The sequence below is a fragment of the Collinsella sp. AM29-10AC genome (assembly GCF_003469085.1).
Taxonomy (GTDB): Bacteria; Actinomycetota; Coriobacteriia; order Coriobacteriales; family Coriobacteriaceae; genus Collinsella.
Genome location: NZ_QSKB01000011.1, coordinates 51574 through 70781, shown reverse-complemented (window position 1 = coordinate 70781; position 19208 = coordinate 51574). Strand labels below are relative to the sequence as shown.

Genomic DNA, 19208 nt, shown 5'->3' with positions numbered 1-19208 from the left:
CTTGCAGCGACGGACCTCGGGACGCTCTTACACCACGTCTGCGCGCGCCACCGGGCAGTGGTCAAAAAGGGCCAAATATGAGTACTGTCACCAAATTAGTAGCATCGATTTTCCGGTCCAGAGCAGCAAAATCGCCTTGTTTGGAGCCCGATCGCGACTCTGAAGAACGAAAATCGATGCACTTTTGGCCTCTGGCACCGATTTTTGAGGCCATTTGGCTGCCACCAAACTGGTAACAGTACTCATATTTGGCCCTTTTTGACCACCGGGTTTCCGGCAGGCCCCAAAAGCGGGCCCGAATCGCTCGATCCGGGCCCGCTGGGGGTAGCGAGCACAATCGAGGTGTAAGAAGCAAGAGAGGGCCATCGCCTAGAATCGTCAGCGCCTAGATATTCAACGAGAGGAAAGACAATGGTCCGCAGCGACATGCTACCCCAGCCGGACCGGGGGCTCGGCCTCGACCGGCCCCAGACCGAGGCATTTCACCGACGAGTTCAAGAGGAAGATAGTCGATCTCCACAACGCCGGAAAGCCCAGGCGCGAGGCCATGGACGAGTGCGACCTCGACAAGAGCACCGTGGAGAGGCGGGTCAAGTCGATAAACGAGACCGGCTCGCCGCGCGCCGCCGACAACCGCACGCCCGAGTAGAACCGGATCCTGGAGCCCGAGCGCGAGAACCGCAGGCTCCGGATGGAGGTCAACGTCTTAAGACGAGCGGCGCCAGCATACGCTCGGAAGTCAGGGCCATGGCGGCCAACGGGGGGCCGCTGCCCCATATCGGCGCAGCGCTGGCATCGAGGCCTTCTGACCTGTGTCAAGATTTCGGACACGCATGCTCGAGAAATCAAGCGGCCATAGGCATGGCCTCGAGCTTGGGCTCGGTTCTCTCGAAGAAGGCCGCCATGGCCTCGGCCGGCACCTTGTAGCCGATCGTCGAGCGGGGCCTTCGGCGGTTGTAGTACGCCTCGATGAACTCGGCCACCGCGTTGTCGTGGCAGTTGCCGGCGCGGCTGCAGGACAGCCGCACGTCGTTGTCGCGCGCCCATTCGGCCAGAAGCCTGCTGGTGTACTGGGCGCCGCGGTCGGCGTGGAATATCGCGTTGCCGGCCACGTAGCCGCGCGATTTGGCCGACGCCAGCGCCGAAACCACGATGTCGGCGGTCATGCGCTCGGAGAGCGACCAGCCCACCACCATGCGGGTGTTGAGGTCGATGACCGTCGACAGGTACAGCCATCCCTCGCCGGTGCGCAGGTAGGTGATGTCGCCCACGAGCTTGCAGGTTGGAACGGGACTGGTGAAGTCGCGGCGCACCAGGTCGGGCCGGGGCCTGGCCTTCGGGTCGGGGATGGTGGTGCGCTTCCTGGCGTTGGGCGTGCAGCCGCGTATTCCCAGCTCGCGCATCAGCTTGCGCACCCTGTACAGGGTCAATCCGGAGAACTCGCCGGGCAGGAAGCATTTCACGAACCGGAAGCCGAACCTGCGGTCCGACTCCAGCCACACGCGCCGGACCGCCTCGCGCTCGGCCGACCAGTCTTCTCGCGGGCAGCCGTTGGAGAGCCACGAGTAGAAGCCCGATCGGCTCACGCCGAGCACGCGGGCCATCATTTTCACCGGGAATTCGGCCTTCTCCGCCAACATCATCCGGTAGCATGCGGCTACGCCTGGCTTTTGGCGAAGAAGGCCGCGGCTTTTTTCAAGAAGGCATTCTCCATCTCGAGCTCGCGTATGCGCCTTTTCGCCTCGCGAAGCTCGCGGTCCTCGGCCTTGGGGTCGGGCCCGCCGGCAAGCTCGCGCCGGCGGCTCTGCACCCACTTGTTCACGGTCTTGGAATTCAGGCCCAGTTCTGCGCAGCATTCCGTTATCGGCCTGCCCGTCGAGATGATGTAGTCGGCGGTCTCGCGCCTGAACTCGTCGGTGTACTTGGCGGCTGGGTTGGACATAGCATACCGTCCTCTCGGTCGTCGATGAATGCATTCTAAAGGATTGGGCCTCTAGCATGCGTGTCCGAAAAGACGATACAGGTCAGACAACCCAATCAGACGTCGTCTCGAGCACGTCCTCTGCACGGTCGAGCGTGCTTCTGGCCTTGGCACCCTGTTTGAACCACGAGCGCAGGTCCTCGAGCGTGCTGCCCGCTGCGTACACCTTGATTTTGCGACCGCCTTTCGTGGTCACCGTGCAACGGTCGCCGCTCTCGCTATCCTCGTGCGCCGTGACCTTCTTGAGATAATCGCGGCGGAACGCCACGACGCGGGCGTTGCTGATCTCGATGAACCAATCGTCGTCGACAAGCGAGGTGCCCGTGGCACCTCGGCTCGCCATCTCCTCGGCGAAGGAGAAACCGAGTTCGCGCTCCTGTCTGCCGATCTCGTAGATACCACGGGCGGGCATGCTGAGCATGAGCAGAGGCAGGAGTCCCCCTATGAACAGGAAGAGGCATGGGACGAGCAGGAGCAGACGAGCACCGGCGTCGGTGAAAACAGCCATGAAGGCGATCACGAGCGAGAAGACGAGCGCCATACCGTTGAAAACAATCGTCAACGGCTTGATGGCAGACCAACACAGACCCGCCTTGGTCATCGGGCCGTCAACAGCGTCCGAGACCTCGATGCCCTCTTCCTCCAGACGGGCGAGGAGGTTGAGCGAGCACACCCCCTCGAGGCTTATCGAGCAGAACTTCCGGTCGCCCTCGAACAGGTCGATCATCATCATCTGCGTGTGAAGCGTTGCACGGGTGATGTTGCCAAACGTCGTCTCCTTGCGGATGCCGAAGGCGTTACGCGAGAGAATTCGCTCACCGTCCACGTCGATGCGCGGGATGCTCAGCAGGGCCCAGATGGCCATGCCCGCGAGCGCCATGGCGTGACCGAACCACACAAGTTCGTGGTCCCACTCGCCCAACGAGACGCCCTGCCAGACGTAGACACCCAGCATGAGCAGTTCGAACGCGACGGCGCAGCAGGCGATGATCGTGCGAATGGCAGCGGGCATGCGCACCGTGAAGCGATCGAGGCTGTCCGTCGCCTCACTGCGCTCGCGCGCGCCGCGACGGGCGACCCATGCAGTGAGCGGACCGACGATGAACACCACCATCGCCACGCGCAGGAACGATTCGAGTATGTCGCCCATATTAACCACCATCCCAATAGAAAACGTGAATTTGGGAGACTATAGCAGAGCGAAGCGATCTGCACGGCATCGTCCGGGTGTTTTCGGCATACGGTGGAAACCAGCGGCAGCGGACGTTGAGAACTCACCCAAAAGACGCGATTCGACCGAAGCGATTCTTCTTGACTTGGTCTCAATGTGATACGACATACGCCACTACCTGCGCGGTCTTGCGGCCCTGATCGAAGAGGGTCACACCGATGAGGCGCTCGAGCGTATCGACGCGCTTTGCGAGACCAACGACCGCACCGCTGTGCGCCGCTACTGCGCCAACGAAACGGTCAACATTGCGCTCTCGTCGCTTTCCGCGGACATCAACGCGCACGGCATCACCGCCGACCTGCGAGCCGCCGTGCCCGAAACCGTCCACGTGGGCGATGCCGATCTGTTCAGTGTGGTATCGAACGCCCTGGACAATGCCATCGCCGCGGCGAGCACCGCCCCCGAAGGCAAGCGGTTTGTCGACCTGGACCTTCGCTACGAAGACGGTCAGCTTCTATTGCTGGTTTCCAACACATTTGGACGGGCGCCGCACATGGTCGACGGCACGCCCGTGGCTCAGCACGCCGGTCACGGCTTTGGCACCAAGAGCATTAAACTCGCCGTGGAGCGCATGAACGGCAACTGCCAGTTCCGCATTAACGGCGATCGGTTTGAGCTGCGCGCTGTGATGTAAGGGCGCGGGCGCGACGGATTTGCGTTCCGCGGGTACGGCTCGCCCGCTCGGGGTCGTTTGTCGACGCGGGCTCGCTACAGCGGAGCGGCCGCCGGAGTCAGCTGCTTGATGTAGGCCCACATGCGCTGCTTAGCGGCCTTGTCGGTGAGTGCCGCCTCAAAACCGTCGAGCGCGAGCACACGGCGACCCTGCACATGGGCGACCAAGCCGGGCTTGAGCATGGCGGTGTCGAAGTCATCGATCGCCACGAGCATATCGGCGTAGGTCTCGCGCATGGCGTCAGCCGCGTTGTTGTCGAGCAGTAGCACCGCCTCGGGGTCCAAAGCCTCAAGCGCCTCACGGAACAGCTCGCACGGCAGCGTCTCGCCCACAGCGACCGCTCCGTCACCTGCGCCGGCGACGCTTGCCAGCACGCAAAAATCCTCGGGCGCGTAGCCGATGGCCCCAAGCGCCTTGCGCAACGCCGCGCCATCCGGGCCAGCGGCAAGCTCGCCACCCGAACGCTCGGCCTCGTCCAAATCGCCTTTGACCAGCACGATCGGCGAGCACGCGTTGCCCGCGATACGCACGCCACGGACCGCAAGCGATGTGAGCTCCTGCTCGGCCGCCTGGGCGATGGCTTCTTTTTTCTGGCTTTGTGACGTGGACATGCGCTCTCCAATCGTTTGCGTGCCCACCATTATATAAAAGAGCCGCCTGCGAGTGGTTGCTTTGCGGGCGGCTGGGTATAAGCACGGTCGTACTGAGTTTTACGCGGCCAAGCCGCGTCACATTATGGAGGTCACCATGGCTGACATTAAGCAGATTACCCCCGAGAACTTCGATTCCGTCGTTAGCGACAGCCTGCCCGTGCTGGTCGATTTTTGGGCACCGTGGTGCGGGCCCTGTCGATCCCTCTCGCCCATCGTTGACGAGGTTGCCGATGAACTGGCGGGCAAGCTTGCCGTTGCCAAATGCAACGTCGACGACAACCAGGACCTGGCCATGAAGTATGGCGTCATGAGCATCCCCACGCTGATTGTGTTTAAGAACGGCGAGGAGATTGACCGCTCGGTTGGCGCTCTGCCCAAGGCGAGGCTGCAGGCGCTGCTGGAGAAACATCTGTAATACGCTTGTTACATGTTGCCGTCTGTCTGCCGTCCATGAGCGCTTTTACGCCGCTCGCCGGACTTCTGAATGCACCGAGTGCAACCACGGATAGTATGGTAGTCACAAACAGCCCCCAGTGAACGGGTGCGGGTCGCACAGACTCGCACCCGTTTTCTTATGCAGCTGCGCGCAAAGCGGGCGTAGTAAAATCTGAACCACTGAACTGCCCCATACAAAAGGAGATTTCCCATGCATGATGTTGGAATGAACATGAGCCAGCTTGCCATGAGCGTCAAACAGGTCGACGACACCATCGAGCTCGCTCACGAATGGAGCCATCAGTTGCTGCATGCGACCGAGAATTTTGACATGGAGCGCATCGGCGCCAAGCTCGAGGCCGCCATGGCCGCGTTGCACGAGGCGCATGACGCGCTCGAGGGCTACGAGGAAGCCATCGAGGCCGACCACAACTCCGTCGGCTCCGTGAAGCTGGTGTAAGGTGGCCGAACACGAGCACGGCTGCGGGTACGAGCACGAGCATCCGCACGGGGCGGACGGTGACGCGGGCTGCCACTGTAGTGGCTCCGGCTCCGAGCTGGTCCGTTTTTCGGTTACCGCACCGGATGACCTGCTGCGCCGTTTTGACGAACAGATCGCGCGCCGCGGCGACGTGGCCAACCGCTCCGAGGCCGTGCGCGACCTGATTCGCGCCTCGATCGCCAAGGAGCAGATGCGCACGCCCGACGAGCATGTTATCGGGTCGCTCACCATGATCTACGACCACCATACCGGCGACCTGACGCGCCGTCTGGACGAAGTGCAGCACGACTACACCGACGAGATCGTATCGACCATGCACGTGCATCTGGATCACCACAACTGTCTGGAGATCCTGGCACTCAAGGGTCGCGGCGAGCGCATCTACGAACTAGCCGATCGCCTGCTGGGCCTGCGCGGCGTTAAGCACGGCGAGCTCACGTGTGCCGCCACCAGGCAGAGCCTGGGGCTGTAGCGGGATTTCCCGCAGCGCACCTGCCAAAAAGGGACAGGTTTGTTTTGGCAGGTTTAGCGTTTTACCTACCAAAATAAACCTGTCTATTTTGGTCGGTTTTGATGAGGAGTGTCGCATGCGGCATGTGCATATTCATGTGACGGGCATTGTGCAGGGCGTTGGCATGCGGCCATTTGTGTATCGCGAGGCTATGGCGCATGACATTTACGGCTGGGTGCTCAATGCGGGCGACGGCGTGCATATCGAAGCGCATGCTCCGGCCGATGCGCTCGATGCTTTTGTTGCCGCGCTTTCTGAGCATGCGCCTGCGGCGGCTCGCGTTGAGCGAGTCGATGTTGCGGATTTGGAGCCTGGCGGCTGGAGCGCTGCCGATGAGCAGGACTTTCGCATTGTGGCGTCGCAGGATCAAACCGCGCACACCACACTTGTCTCGCCCGATATCGCCACCTGTGACGATTGCCTGCGCGAGCTGTTCGACCCCGCCGATCGGCGCTATCACTACCCTTTTATCAACTGCACCAACTGCGGGCCGCGCTTTACCATCATCCGCTCGCTGCCTTATGACCGAGCGGCCACGTCGATGGATCGTTTTCCCATGTGCCCCGAGTGTGCCGCAGAGTATGCCAATCCACTCGACCGTCGCTTTCACGCGCAACCCGATGCCTGCTTTGATTGCGGGCCGCATATTACGTGGCGCGAGGCTGTGAACGGCGATGCGTACGGGAATTCGTCCGCGACACCGGCCGTCGGTACCACACGCGAGGCCAGCGACGCTATCATCGAGCGCTGCGTTGAGCTGCTGGCCGACGGTGGCATCGTCGCCATCAAGGGCCTGGGCGGATTCCATCTATCCTGTGACGCTGCCAACGAGCAGGCGGTGGCCGAGCTGCGCCGTCGCAAACGCCGCAGCAACAAACCACTTGCCGTTATGGTGCGCAGCCTTGCTGATACCGAGCGCCTGTGTCATATCGACGATGCTGAACGCGATCTGCTCGCCGGCAGTATCCGCCCCATCGTGCTGCTGCGCCGGCGCACTGTTGGCGAGGGCAACGGCGGTTCCCCCGACTTCCTCGCCCTCGCGCCATCTGTCGTGCATGACTTGCCCGAGCTCGGCATCATGCTCCCCTATACGCCGCTTCAACATCTGTTGCTTGCCGCGGCAGAAGCCTGCGGTATGCACGCGCTCGTCATGACCAGCGGAAACCTGAGCGAAGAACCCATAGAAACCGACGACGATCTTGCCTGGAAACACCTCGTTGCCGCCGGCATTGCCGACGCGTTGCTCGGTAACGACCGCGCGATCCTCTCGCGCTACGACGACTCCGTGGTACGCGTGGTCGACGGCATCGTTATGCCCGTTCGCCGCGCTCGCGGATATGCACCCCAGCCGCTGCCGTTGCCGGCGCTCGACGGCGCTCCGTCCTGCGTGCTCGCTTGCGGGCCACAACAAAAGGCCACGATTGCGCTCACGCGTGAAGGGACGAACGGCGAGGCAACCTGTTTTGTCTCGCAGCATATCGGCGATGTTGAAAACGGCGGGACCTTCGATGCCTGGAACGCCGCGCGCACGCGCTTGGAAAACCTCTTTGACTTGGCGCCCGCCGCCTTAGCATGCGACATGCATCCCAGCTATCTGTCGAGCCAGTGGGCGCGCGAACAGGCGCAGAAACAGGGTATGCCGCTTGTTGAAGTTCAACATCATCATGCGCACATCGCGAGCGTGATGGCCGAGGCCATCGCCGCGGGCCAGCTTACAACCGACGCGCGTGTCCTTGGCATCGCCTTTGACGGCACCGGCGCCGGCACCGATGGGACCATTTGGGGCGGCGAGTTTCTTGTCGCCAGCCTTGGCAGCTTTGAGCGCGCCGCGCATTTGCGCACCTGGGCGCTCCCCGGCGGAGCGGCCTCCGTGCGTGACGCCCGCCGCAACGCCTTCGCCTTGCTCAGCGAACTTGGCCTACTCGAGCACCCAGGCACCGCTCGGCTTTTGGACAACCTCGACGAGCAAACGCGCAGCGTGACAGCCACCATGATCGAGCGCGGTATCAACGCCCCGCGTACCAGCAGCATGGGGCGTCTCTTTGATGCCGCGGCAGCAATTCTGGGCATCTGCGACAAGGCAACCTACGAGGGCGAACCCGCCATAGAACTCGAAGCCGCCGCCTGGCGCGCGTTCAGCAGTGAAAGTGCCTGCCCCACCGGCAATATGGCCAGCTTTTCCGTAACCGAATCATCCCGTCCGGACGACTGCCATGTTCTGAACTCCAGGCCGCTTTTTGAGGCGCTTTTGGAGGGAATCAGGACCGGCGTGCCCGCCGGCAAGCTCGCGCTCGACTTCCATGTCACCATCGCACGCGCGTCGGCCCGCATCGCAAGCGAGATCTGCGTCCGTGAAGACCTCGACACCGTCGTGCTCTCGGGCGGCGTGTTCATGAACCGACTTTTGCTTCGGCTCCTTACCCACGAACTCAAAGACGCCAGTCTTGCCGTCTTGGTCCCCCGCTCCGTGCCCGTCAACGACGGCTGCATCGCCTACGGTCAGGCCGCCATCGCTCGCGCTCACCTCGCGCAGACAGCATCGCGATAGGCTGTTTTGCCAGCCTGCGCGCCACCGTCTCACAGGTGTAACGCGTTTGCTCGTGACTCCCGCGAGCGCTACCATCAACTGATGGGTAATTAGGCGCCTATCCAGCGCAAAACGTATAAAAGGGGAACATTATGTGCCTTGCCGTTCCCGGTAAAGTGGTCAAACGCGACGACGACCTTAAGGCGACCGTCGACATGATGGGCATCGAGCGCCCCGTTTCGCTGCGCCTCGTGCCGACGGCACAGGTAGGCGACTATATTCTCGTACACGCCGGCTTTGGCATCCAGATCGTCGACGAGCAGGAAGCGCAAGAAACGCTCGAGCTCGTTAATGCCATGACCGAACTGGCCGAAGAAGACCAACTGGCCAGCAATCCGGCCGAGGCATACTAGTGGCGGCCGGACAGCCGGCGCGCTCCGGTATCGACTTTTCGGCATTTCGCGACCCCAAGCTGGCTCGCGAGCTCATCGATCGTATTCATGAGCTTGTCGGCGACCGCGCCATCAACCTTATGGAAGTCTGCGGCACGCACACCGTGAGCATCGGTCGCTATGGCTTTCGCTCCATTATGCCTGCCGGGCTCAAACTGCTGAGCGGTCCGGGTTGCCCCGTCTGTGTTACCGCCAACCGCGATATCGACCATGCAATCGCGCTCGCCAAGATGGACGGCGCCATCATCACCACCTTTGGCGACATGATGCGCGTGCCCGGGTCGTCTACCTCGCTCGCCGCGCAAAAGGCGGCGGGGCGCGATATTCGCATTGTGTACTCCCCGCTCGATGCACTCGATATCGCCGAACACAACCCCGACCGCCCGGTCATCTTTATGGGCGTGGGTTTTGAGACCACAACGCCCACCATCGCCGGCGCCATTTTGGAGGCAGACGCGCGCGGACTTTTGAACTTTTCGGTCTATTGCGCCCACAAGACCACGCCGCCGGCGCTGCGCGCCATCGCCAACGATCCCGAGACCACTATCGACGGCTTTATCCTGCCGGGGCACGTCGCCACCATCACGGGCCTGGCGCCCTTTAGCTTTTTGGTCGACGAGTTCAATACCCCGGGCGTGGTCACGGGATTTGAGCCGGTCGATATCCTGCAGGGCATCTGCATGCTGGTCCAGATGGTTGTCGAGAGCAGGCCGGCGATCGACAACGCCTACCGCCGCGGTGTCAATGCGAACGGCAACCCCGTGGCGCGCCAGCTGGTCGAGCAGGTATTTGAGCCATGCGATACCACATGGCGCGGATTGGGGCCGATTGCCAACTCGGGCCTTTCCATCCGTCCCGAGTTCTCGCGCTTTGATGCCCGCGTTCGCTTTGACGTGCCCGTTGAGGCGACGGTCGAGCCGCGCGGATGCCGCTGCGGCGACGTACTGCGCGGGGCCATTACGCCGAGCAGCTGCCCGCTCTTTGGCCGCACCTGCACGCCCGAGCACCCCGTCGGCCCGTGCATGGTGAGCTCCGAGGGCAGCTGCGCGGCGTACTACCGCTACCGCGACTAGCCCGGACACACCCACATACTGGCACCACCCACGATTGGAGTTTTGGATATGTCCCATAGCATCACCGATAGCACCGTCCTGTTGGGCCACGGCTCCGGCGGGCAGATGATGAAGCGCATCATCGACGAAGTCTTTTTGGATGCCTTTGGCTCGCCCGAGCTGCTTGCGGGCAACGATGCCGGCGTCGCCGCGCTGCCCGCGAGCGGGCGCATCGCCATGTCGACCGACAGCTTTGTGGTCTCGCCGCAGTTCTTCCCCGGTGGCAACATCGGCCGCCTCGCCGTGTGCGGAACCGTCAACGACGTCGCGACCTCGGGCGCCAACGTGCGCTACCTATCGTGCGGTTTTATCCTCGAAGAGGGCTACCCCATGGACAAGCTCCACCAGATTGTGCAGACGATGGCCGAGACCGCACGCGAGGCCGATGTGCGCATCATCACCGGCGACACCAAGGTGGTCGAGCGCGGCGGGGCCGACAGCGTCTACATCAATACCGCCGGGGTGGGCGAGGTGCCCGAGGGCGTGGCGCTCAGCGGCGCCAACTGCCAGCCTGGCGATGTCATTCTGGTATCGGGTACACTCGGCGACCACGGTATCGCCATCATGAGTCAGCGCGAGGGTCTGGCGTTTTCGAGCACCATCGAAAGCGACGCCGCGCCGCTCAACCACCTGATTGCCGATGTGCTTGCCGCAGCACCCGACACACGCTGCTTCCGCGACCCCACGCGCGGTGGCCTGGCCTCGACGCTCAACGAGTTTGCGCAGGCCAGCGGTGTTGCCATGGAAATCGACGAGGACGATGTACCCGTGCGCCCCGACGTGCAGGCAGCCTGCGAGATGCTCGGCTACGATGTGCTGCAGGTGGCAAACGAGGGCAAGATGGTCGCCGTGGTGCCGGCCGAGCAGGCCGATGCCGCACTGGCCGCCATGCGCGCCGCCCGCTACGGCGAGAACGCCGCCATCATCGGTCGCGTGCTGCCACTTGCCGAGGGCGCCCGTCCCGCCGTGCGCGTGCGCACCGGCTGGGGTTCGACCCGCATCCTCGACATGCTCGTAGGAGAGCAGCTGCCGAGAATTTGCTAACGACAAAGGCTCAGGGCTATTAAAGATATTCAGATTCCAAACATGCCCGGCACGCATGCCCAGTATCATGGGGTGCGTTTTACAACTCAAGCGGCAGGAGCACCCATGGCAGCAGCTTTTTCCCATGTGATCTTTGACCTGGACGGCACCATTCTCAACACGCTCGAGGACCTGGCGGCCGCCGGCAACCATACCTGCGAGATGCACGGCTGGCCCACGTTTGCCGTAGACGAGTACCGCTACAAGGTGGGAAACGGCATGCTCAAGCTGGTTGAGCGTTTTATGCCTGCCGAATATGCGGGTGACGGTCGCATGTTTGAGCAGACGCTTGCCGAGTTTAGGGCTTACTACGGCGAGCACAAGGAGGACCACACCGCCCCCTATGCCGGCACGATCGAGATGCTCGACCGCCTACGCGCCGCGGGCGTTCAGCTTGCCGTGCTCACCAACAAGGACCACGTCTCGGCGGCTCCGCTTATTGAGAAGTATTTTGGTTCCGAGCGCTTTGCGCTGGTACAGGGCCGTGTCGATGCGTTTCCCCCCAAGCCCGAGGCGCCTGTTACGCTGCATGTGATGAAAGAGCTAGGCGCCGATCCGGCAACCACACTCTATGTAGGCGATTCCAATGTCGATATCCTGACCGGTCACAATGCCGGCCTCAAGAGCGCCGGTGTCACCTGGGGCTTCCGCGGCCGCGCAGAGCTGGAGGCCGCCGGCGCCGACTACGTGGTGGACACCCAGGACGAGCTCGCGGCGCTGATTCTGGGCGAGTAGCGGGGCTGTCGCTCAACACGGCTGCATAGATTCTGTCGCGCGGAAAGCGCATCCCGTTTTGCCGCCTCAGAATGGGATGCGCTTTCCGGTTGAGCCTTGTCGGGGAATCGGCATCCCGTTTCAGAGCAATATTCCGGGTCGCACTTTCCGCAACCCAACCCATCCGGAAACCGCGACCCGCTATTCGGCCAAATACCGGCTCGTATTTTCCCGAGCATTCGATGCAACGCTGGCGCAAGGAGCGTCCCCAACTGCCGGCAGAAAAGGAACGTCCCCAAGTGCCGCCCCAATGACTACCATGGCAACGCCGCAGGTAGAGGGCGGACAGCGAGCGGGCACCAGAGCGAACAAATTGGCATGAAAAGAGGACGGCATAGACCTTCTGGTCATGCCGTCCTCTTTGAATGACAAGTTGTCGCTCTGGTGCCCGCGCAGCGTCGAGCAGTTGCGGCGTTTGGTAAAACGCCGCAACGAACTAGCTCAGCATTGCATCCATCATCTCGGAGTTGACGGAGTCGTCGGCAGACCACTCGCCGTCGTCGTTGCAGGTGTACTTGAAGATAACCGTGGTCTTCCTGGGCTCGGTGGCCTTGGTCACATCGACCATAACCTGACCGGCCATCTTGTACAGCTCGTCATCGGAAGGAACCGTGTCAAGCGCAGCGACCTTCTCCTGATACTGGGTGGAGAAGTCCTCGACGATCTTGTTCATGGACTTGCAGGTGATGGAGACCTCGGCGGTCGCGACACCCTTGTCCTCGTCGACCGTCACGTCGCCGATCTTGTAGTCAAAGCCCTCGAGATAGGTCTTGGCATACTCCTTGGGATCGATACCCAGCTGCTCGAACTCGTCGCCCGAAGCCTCCTCCAGACCAGAGAGGAAGTCGTCGCCACCGTTTTTGACCTCGTCAAACTGCGTCGTAAGATCCTCGGTGATGAGCTCCTCAACCGAAGGACCTCCACAGCCGGAAAGCACGACCACGCATGCAACCAAGACGGCCATGAGGGGCGCAAGCAGCAGCTTCTTTTTCATGTTGTTCCTCCCAATGAGCGGCACCGCGCTTCCCGGACGCGGCGCACGTTGTAATAAGTAAGCCCATACTATCCACTTATGAACGCCCTCGGCAACGCGAAGGCGCAGTCGGCTCGATTTAACGTCCGAACGGTTTACCGGTCCGCCCAACGCGCAATAAAACGTTCCGCCGCATTGTAATAAAAAAGGGCGGCCGGATAACCCGACCACCCTTGCACACCCTTTGGATGCCGCAGCTTACTTGCGGACGACCTTGACGATGGCATCGCCGGCGGCAACGGCAGACTCGGCCTCGACGGCGAGCTCGACGTCGGCAAACTCGGCGGTATTGGACACGGCCACGACGACGCAGTCCTTGTAACCGGCGGCAGCGATCTTGGCGCGGTCGATCTTGAGCAAGGGCTGACCGGCCTTCACGACGTCGTCGGCCTTGACGAAGCCCTCGAAGCCGTCACCGTTCATGTTGACGGTATCGACGCCAACGTGCACCAGAACCTCGATGCCGCTATCGGACTGCAGGCCCACGGCGTGACCCATGGTGACGGTCACCTTGCCGTCGCAGGGAGCGTAGACCAGGTCGTCCTCGGGCCACACGGCGCAGCCCTTGCCCAGAACCTCGCCACCAAAGACGGGATCGGGCACGTCGGCCATCTTGATGACCTTGCCCTTGACGGGCGAGCACAGCACGTCGGCGCCGGCAGAAGCAGAGATGGAGGCCGGAGCAGCAGCTGCCGCGGGCTCAGCCTTCTTCTTGAACATGTCAAACAGACCCATACGTTTTCTCCTCTTGATTAAGCGCAACGTTTTGCGCATGCCTATGGTGATTATAGTGCCAAATGATCAAATTGCTAAGGTGAGGGTTCGAATCGCAAGCCCTTCCAAGCCCTTCCCAAAACCTTTTCCCCAGCGGCACTCATATTGTCGATTAATCCAGACCCTCGGTACCGTTGGACTTGATGATCTTCTGATATGCGAAGAAGCTGTCCTTGCGGCGGCGCTCGTAGGTACCGGTGCCGTCGTCGTACTTATCGACGTGGATGAAGCCGTAGCGCTTGCGCATCTCACCAGTGCCGGCGGAAACCAGGTCGATGGGACCCCAGCAGGTGTAGGCAATCAGGTCAACGCCGTCGGCGATGGCCTCGCCCATGGCCTTGATGTGGCTCTGCAGATAGGCGATGCGGTACGGGTCGTGGATGGAGCCGTCCTCCTCGACCTCATCGTAAGCGCCCATGCCGTTCTCGACCACCATCAGCGGAATCTCGTAGCGGGCGTAAATCTCGTTGAGGGCGATGCGCAGACCCAGCGGATCGATCTGCCAGCCCCAGTCGGTGGACTCCAGATAGGGATTCTTGCCGCCAAAGGTCATGTTGCCCTCGGTCATCTCGTGATCCTTGTGGGTGCCCACGGTGCCGGACATGTAGTAGCTAAAGGTGTAGAAATCGACCTTGCCGTCGGCGATATCCTGCAGGTCGCCGTCCTCCATCACGAGCTCAACGTCATTCTCGGTCCAAAAGCGCTTGGCGTAGAACGGATACTTGCCGCGCACCTGCACGTCGGAGCAGTACCAGTTCATGGTATTCATCTCCTGCTGCGTGGCGAACACGTCGGCCGGATCGCATGTGGCGGCATAGGAAAGGATGAAGCAATCCATGTTGCCCATCTTAAACTGCGGGTAGTGCTCGTGGGCATAGCGTACAACACGGCCGCTGGCCACGAACTGGTGATGCAGGGCCTGCATACGGGCCTGCGGCGTGGTGTGGACCGCCGAAGCCGGGCCCTCAAAGCCCTGGATCATGCTGGTCCCAAAGAGGTTGCCCATGTCCTGGGTACCGCAGTTGATCTCGTTGAAAGTGAGCCAGAACTTGACCTTGTCCTGATAGCGGTCGAAGACGGTCTGGCAATACTTCTCAAAGAAGCCGATGAGCTCGCGGCTCGCCCAGCCGTTGTACTTCTCGACCAGGTGATAGGGCATCTCGTAGTGCGACAGGGTCACGAGCGGCTCGATATTGTGAGCGCGCAGGCAGTCGAAGACGCGGTCGTAGAAGGCGAGGCCGGCCTCGTTGGGCTCGGCATCGTCGCCGTTGGGGAAGATGCGGCTCCAAGAGATGGACATGCGGAACATGTTGAAGCCCATCTCGGCGAACAGCGCGATATCCTCCTCGTAGTGATGGTAGAAGTCGATACCGTCATGATTGGGGTAGAAGCGGTCGGGGTCGATGTCGATCGTGATCTGACGCGGCTCCTTGTAGCTGCCGCCCAAGAAATGGTCGTCGACCGAAGGACCGCGGCCGTCCACGTTCCAAGCACCCTCAAACTGATTGGCGGCCGTGGCGCCGCCCCAATAGAAACCCTCGGGGAACTTGATGTTTGCCATGAGCATCTCCTTTACATCGTGGGTCGATAAGCTGAGTATCGCCTGCGCACGGGGCGGGCAGAAGCGGGCGCGCCAAACCCGACACTTCTTTTCGCAGCGGCACCCCGCCGCCACCCCGCCCTTGACACTTCCTGATACCTGCCAAAAAGGGACTGCCAAAAGGGACAGGTTTATTTTGGTCGGTTTTATCTGGGCAAACGCTGGCGATACGCTGCCGGCGTGCAGCCATAGCGCTCGGCAAACTTTTTGTAGAAGAAGCTCATGTTGGCGTAGCCGACCTCGCGCGCCGCGGCTTCCGCAGTGGAGCCGGCGTCGAGCAGTGTTGCCGCGCGTGTTAGGCGACTCTCCTGCACGAGCTGCATAAACGTGCGTCCCGTCTGCCGTTTGAGCAGCGCGCTTGCGTAGTTGGGACTCAGATGGAGGTGGCGAGCTACGTCCTCGAGCGTACAATCGCAGGCATGGCGCTCGATGTAGCCCACGGCGGCCGCGACCTGCGCCGAGGGAAGTGTAGGTTTGCCCGCTTGCAGCAGTGCGGCCTCATAGCTTTGCATCAGCTCAATCAACAGCAACTCAAACAGCTTCGACACGATCTGGGGACTCGCAGCCGTCGGCTCCAGAAGCTCGCACAGCATCTCCTGCATATATCGGCGCACGCGGCGGCTGTTGCCCGTGCGGAAATGCACATGACCGCGGTGGTCGGTTTCGTCATTGAGGGCATTAATGAGGAACTGCGAGACGGTGCTTGACGGCGACAGGCTCTGCTCTAGGCTGCGGTGCAACATCGGCCGCGAGATGACGATGCTCAGCATAATGTCATGCTCGCCGAGCTCGCCTACGGCATGTGGACAGGCGGCGTCGAGTAAGAGCACCTCGTTTTGGGCAAGCATAAGCTGTTCGCCGTTGACGGTCTGCGGCGCATGCCCGCGATAAACATAGCTGATTTCGACATAATCGTGCACATGCTCCGGTACAGGGTTGAAGCGCGAGTTGCGCACGATTGATAGGCCCTCAGGCATGCCTTCTTGGTGCAAGGCTCGCGTCGGGTCACCGATTTTATGGATATGTTTTTCACTGATATTCTGTTGATGACCCCAGCTGAACGCATCATTCCAGTCATAGCGGGCGCCCGCGTGGTAAGCACGCTCGCTGTCGGTCAGCTCGAGCAGAAGGCTGTCTAAACGTGCAAGATCCATGGCATCACAATCGTTGATTCGGTCATATTCTGCTGTGGTTTTGATATTAGCAGGACGGCGCGCTCGGCGTACTCTGACTTCAATCGATTTAAAAGGTTGGTTTTAGAGGAGTGGATATGGCGGCATACGACAACCATGTGCTTCCGTTCTTGTGGCTCAAGGGCGAGGCGCACGAGACGATTACCGAATACCTGGAGCAGATCGCCGGTGCGAACATCCGCGAGGTCTGCCTCGAATCGCGCACGCATCCCGAGTTTTGTCGCAACGGCTGGTGGGCTGACCTGCGTTTTATCATCGGCGAGTGCAAGCGCTTAGGGTTGAAGATCTGGCTGCTCGACGACGCCCATTTCCCCACGGGCTACGCCAACGGCGCGCTTGCGGGCGAGAACGTCGACCCCGCGCTTAAGAAGACCGTGCTCAAACATCGCACGGTTACGGTCGTCGGTCCCCAGCCGTCCACGGTCATCAAGCTCGGCAATCTTATGGATCACACGGAGCGCTTTGTGGGCGCGGCGACTTTCGACGCCGCCGGCGCACCGCTCGACCTTGAGCTCTCCGTTGAGCAGGCCGACGGCACCCCCGCTCGCCTGCGTTTTGACGCGCCCGCCGGCATCACCACCGTCGAGCTCTTCGTCACCAGCCAAAAGACCGGCTTTCGCGATGAGTACATCAACATGGTCGACGCCGATTCGTGCCGTGTGCTCATCGATGCCGTCTACGAGCCCACGTTTGAGCACCTGGGCGACGAGTTCGGCTGCACCATACTGGGGTTCTTTACCGATGAGCCGGGCTTTATGAACGAGAAGGGCACGGCTCTCGACGATGCTTCTACCAGCAGCTTTATTGGACGCGGCGATATGTCACTGCCCTGGTCGGACGAGCTTGCCAGCCGCCTGTGCAATGCACTTGGCGAGGACTGGCTCACCAAGCTACACGGCCTTTGGACACGCGAGGCAGATGGTGCCCGAGCCCGTCACGCCTACATGGACATTGCCACGCAACTCTACCGCGCATGCTTTGACGAGCAGATTGGCGACTGGTGCCGCGAGCGCGGCGTCATGCACATCGGACATGTGATTGAGGACAAAAGCTGCCACACGCGCCTGGGCCAGGGCGCCGGGCACTACTTCCGCGCGGTCGCCGGACAAGATATGGCGGGCATCGACGTTGTCATCAACCAGCTTGCCCCCGGCATCGACCACGGGCGCTACAGCTACTTCCACGGCGCGTGGAACATGGAGTTCTTTACCTACGCGCTTGCCAAGCTGGGCTCTTCGGCCGCGCGTCTCGACCCAAAAAAGCAGGGGAGCTGTATGGCCGAGGTCTTTGGCGCCTTCGGCTGGCACGAGGGCCTTCGCGAGATGAAATGGATCGCCGACCACATGCTCGTCCGCGGTATTAACTGGTTTACGCCGCACGCATTTAGCATGGCGCCCTTCCCCGATTGGGACTGCCCGCCGCACTTTTACGCACACGGCAACAATCCGCAATGGCCGCACTTTGGCCAGCTCATGAGCTATATGAACCGTACGGCAACGCTGCTTTCGGGAGGCAGCGCCGCGCGTCCCGTCGCCATCCTGTACCACGCCGATGCCGAGTGGGCCGGCAGCGCCATGCCTATCGAGCGCGTGGCTGCCGAGCTCACGCGCGCGCAGATCGACTTTGATTTTGTGCCCGCCGAGGCTTTTGAGGATGAGGACCGTTACGAGGTTTCAGTTGCTGATGGAATGCTTGCCGTAAACGATTGTCGTTACCAGGCGTTTGTTATGCCAGGAGCTTCATTTATTGGCTCGGCGACGACGCGGGCCATAAGGCGCATGATGGCGGCGGGCGTTATGGTCCTCGCTGTCGACGAGGTGTCGAGCGCGCTTTACGACGCCGATGGCGTGGTTGAACTGGGTGAACTTGCAGCGACTCCGCTTGCCGATATGGCGGGCGTGCTGGCGAGCGTTGGGCTGCAGACGGTTGTCACCGACACGCCCCAGCCCTGGCTGCGCGCGCTTCGCTACGAGCACGCCGACGAGACCTACGTCATGCTGGTCAACGAGCACCCGCGCGAGTGCGTCGACTGCACAGTTAAACTCGCGCAAGGCGAGCGACTTTGCGGCACGCGCCTCGACCTGTTGAATGGCACCGATCCCGTTGCGTTTGACGGAACGCTTGAGCTCGCACCCTTCGAGAGCTGCTTCGTTGCCTTGGAGACGGACGGCGAGCTGGAGTCCGGGGACGGCGCGGACATGGGCTCGAGCGATGCGCTCGCCCTCGACATCAACGGACCTTGGACCGTCGCCCTCTCCCCTGCCGACAGCGGAACCTTTGGCGCCCCGCAGGAACTCGAGCACTTATGCGATCTCACTGCCGAGCGATTCCCCGATGCATGCGGGACGTTCCGCTATCGCACATTGTTCGAGCTGGCGAACGACCTTGCCGATGCCGCAATCGACCTGGGAGATGTCTACGAAGTCGCGACACTTACGCTCGATGGACACCCACTCGGCACACGCATCTGTCCGCCCTATCGCTTTGCCATCGACCCGCTTGCCGCCGGCACGCACGAACTCACCGTCGACGTCATCAACACGCTCGATCATGCGATTCCCGACATCTTCGCCCTCACCGAACCCATCGCCCCGAGCGGCATCCTCGGTCCCGTTACCCTTTGCGGGCAAAACCTGCCAAAATAAACCTGTCCCTTTTTGGCAGGCTTGTTGAG

Annotated in this window: 17 protein-coding genes and 1 pseudogene; 10 read left to right on the top strand and 8 right to left on the bottom strand. The window is 61.6% G+C overall.

Annotated features, from left to right (window positions below):
• Positions 1-845 precede the first annotated feature (845 nt).
• The 3 genes and pseudogenes from DW754_RS05065 to DW754_RS05060 form a co-directional block, all read right to left on the bottom strand.
• The gene (locus tag DW754_RS05065) at positions 846-1814 is read right to left on the bottom strand and encodes an IS3 family transposase (protein ID WP_158561613.1); all 969 of its coding nucleotides are present in this window, start codon (positions 1812-1814) and stop codon (positions 846-848) included.
• Positions 1715-1942: pseudogene (locus DW754_RS11150) on the bottom strand (transposase); the annotation flags it as partial. The pseudogene DW754_RS11150 and the gene DW754_RS05065, both read right to left, overlap by 100 nt.
• 82 nt (positions 1943-2024) lie before the next feature.
• Positions 2025-3131, bottom strand: a complete 1107-nt coding sequence (locus tag DW754_RS05060; protein ID WP_233508875.1) for a hypothetical protein — start codon at positions 3129-3131, stop codon at positions 2025-2027.
• Between the two features lie 292 nt (positions 3132-3423).
• Between DW754_RS05060 and DW754_RS05055 the strand changes: the two genes are divergently transcribed.
• The gene (locus DW754_RS05055; protein ID WP_158561612.1) at positions 3424-3846 is read left to right on the top strand and encodes a GHKL domain-containing protein; all 423 of its coding nucleotides are present in this window, start codon (positions 3424-3426) and stop codon (positions 3844-3846) included.
• A gap of 74 nt (positions 3847-3920) precedes the next feature.
• On the opposite strand, the gene DW754_RS05050 is transcribed toward DW754_RS05055, so the two are convergent.
• Entirely contained in the window at positions 3921-4496 is a 576-nt protein-coding gene (locus tag DW754_RS05050) for a hypothetical protein (protein WP_117758618.1), read from the bottom strand.
• A gap of 136 nt (positions 4497-4632) precedes the next feature.
• Here DW754_RS05050 and trxA point away from each other — a divergent pair, with 136 nt between their 5' ends.
• The 8 genes from trxA to DW754_RS05010 all read left to right on the top strand — a co-directional run bounded on the left by trxA (position 4633) and on the right by DW754_RS05010 (position 11895).
• Positions 4633-4953, top strand: coding sequence for a thioredoxin (trxA, locus tag DW754_RS05045; protein WP_117758617.1), 321 nt, complete (start codon positions 4633-4635; stop codon positions 4951-4953).
• A 231-nt stretch (positions 4954-5184) separates the two neighbouring features.
• A complete protein-coding gene (locus DW754_RS05040; RefSeq protein ID WP_006235225.1) occupies positions 5185-5433 on the top strand; it encodes a hypothetical protein in 249 nt (82 codons plus the stop codon).
• A gap of 1 nt (position 5434) precedes the next feature.
• Positions 5435-5947 (top strand): nickel-responsive transcriptional regulator NikR, encoded by a 513-nt coding sequence (gene nikR, locus DW754_RS05035; RefSeq protein ID WP_199411443.1) that lies wholly within the window; start codon positions 5435-5437, stop codon positions 5945-5947.
• Positions 5948-6062: 115 nt separating this feature from the next.
• Positions 6063-8534: a carbamoyltransferase HypF gene (hypF, locus tag DW754_RS05030; protein WP_117758616.1), complete on the top strand. Its 2472-nt coding sequence runs from the start codon at positions 6063-6065 to the stop codon at positions 8532-8534.
• Positions 8535-8665: 131 nt separating this feature from the next.
• Complete coding sequence (locus DW754_RS05025; protein WP_022094793.1) at positions 8666-8926, top strand: HypC/HybG/HupF family hydrogenase formation chaperone; 261 nt, start codon at positions 8666-8668, stop codon at positions 8924-8926.
• Positions 8926-10038, top strand: a complete 1113-nt coding sequence (gene hypD / locus DW754_RS05020) for a hydrogenase formation protein HypD (RefSeq protein ID WP_233508873.1) — start codon at positions 8926-8928, stop codon at positions 10036-10038. The genes DW754_RS05025 and hypD overlap by 1 nt, the downstream gene beginning before the upstream one ends.
• 48 nt (positions 10039-10086) lie before the next feature.
• Complete coding sequence (gene hypE, locus DW754_RS05015) at positions 10087-11121, top strand: hydrogenase expression/formation protein HypE (RefSeq protein ID WP_117758615.1); 1035 nt, start codon at positions 10087-10089, stop codon at positions 11119-11121.
• A 105-nt stretch (positions 11122-11226) separates the two neighbouring features.
• On the top strand, positions 11227-11895 hold the full coding sequence (locus tag DW754_RS05010; protein ID WP_117758614.1) for an HAD family hydrolase: 669 nt from the start codon (positions 11227-11229) through the stop codon (positions 11893-11895).
• A 475-nt stretch (positions 11896-12370) separates the two neighbouring features.
• On the opposite strand, the gene DW754_RS05005 is transcribed toward DW754_RS05010, so the two are convergent.
• The 4 genes from DW754_RS05005 to DW754_RS04990 form a co-directional block, all read right to left on the bottom strand.
• On the bottom strand, positions 12371-12928 hold the full coding sequence (locus tag DW754_RS05005; protein ID WP_035136614.1) for a hypothetical protein: 558 nt from the start codon (positions 12926-12928) through the stop codon (positions 12371-12373).
• A 237-nt stretch (positions 12929-13165) separates the two neighbouring features.
• Positions 13166-13702 (bottom strand): PTS glucose transporter subunit IIA, encoded by a 537-nt coding sequence (locus DW754_RS05000; protein ID WP_117758613.1) that lies wholly within the window; start codon positions 13700-13702, stop codon positions 13166-13168.
• A 151-nt stretch (positions 13703-13853) separates the two neighbouring features.
• Complete coding sequence (locus DW754_RS04995; protein WP_117758612.1) at positions 13854-15302, bottom strand: glycoside hydrolase family 1 protein; 1449 nt, start codon at positions 15300-15302, stop codon at positions 13854-13856.
• 185 nt (positions 15303-15487) lie between these two features.
• Entirely contained in the window at positions 15488-16495 is a 1008-nt protein-coding gene (locus DW754_RS04990; protein WP_117758611.1) for an AraC family transcriptional regulator, read from the bottom strand.
• 116 nt (positions 16496-16611) lie between these two features.
• Here DW754_RS04990 and DW754_RS04985 point away from each other — a divergent pair, with 116 nt between their 5' ends.
• Positions 16612-19179: a glycosyl hydrolase gene (locus DW754_RS04985; protein ID WP_117758610.1), complete on the top strand. Its 2568-nt coding sequence runs from the start codon at positions 16612-16614 to the stop codon at positions 19177-19179.
• Positions 19180-19208: the final 29 nt, after the last annotated feature.

Coding starts and splice junctions, on each gene's coding strand:
- DW754_RS05060 (WP_233508875.1), bottom strand. CDS start 3,131: ATGGGCGACATACTCGAATCGTTCCTGCGCGTGGCGATGGTGGTGTTC.
- DW754_RS05050 (WP_117758618.1), bottom strand. CDS start 4,496: ATGTCCACGTCACAAAGCCAGAAAAAAGAAGCCATCGCCCAGGCGGCC.
- trxA (WP_117758617.1), top strand. CDS start 4,633: ATGGCTGACATTAAGCAGATTACCCCCGAGAACTTCGATTCCGTCGTT.
- DW754_RS05040 (WP_006235225.1), top strand. CDS start 5,185: ATGCATGATGTTGGAATGAACATGAGCCAGCTTGCCATGAGCGTCAAA.
- hypF (WP_117758616.1), top strand. CDS start 6,063: ATGCGGCATGTGCATATTCATGTGACGGGCATTGTGCAGGGCGTTGGC.
- DW754_RS05025 (WP_022094793.1), top strand. CDS start 8,666: ATGTGCCTTGCCGTTCCCGGTAAAGTGGTCAAACGCGACGACGACCTT.
- hypE (WP_117758615.1), top strand. CDS start 10,087: ATGTCCCATAGCATCACCGATAGCACCGTCCTGTTGGGCCACGGCTCC.
- DW754_RS05010 (WP_117758614.1), top strand. CDS start 11,227: ATGGCAGCAGCTTTTTCCCATGTGATCTTTGACCTGGACGGCACCATT.
- DW754_RS05005 (WP_035136614.1), bottom strand. CDS start 12,928: ATGAAAAAGAAGCTGCTGCTTGCGCCCCTCATGGCCGTCTTGGTTGCA.
- DW754_RS05000 (WP_117758613.1), bottom strand. CDS start 13,702: ATGGGTCTGTTTGACATGTTCAAGAAGAAGGCTGAGCCCGCGGCAGCT.
- DW754_RS04995 (WP_117758612.1), bottom strand. CDS start 15,302: ATGGCAAACATCAAGTTCCCCGAGGGTTTCTATTGGGGCGGCGCCACG.
- DW754_RS04990 (WP_117758611.1), bottom strand. CDS start 16,495: ATGGATCTTGCACGTTTAGACAGCCTTCTGCTCGAGCTGACCGACAGC.
- DW754_RS04985 (WP_117758610.1), top strand. CDS start 16,612: ATGGCGGCATACGACAACCATGTGCTTCCGTTCTTGTGGCTCAAGGGC.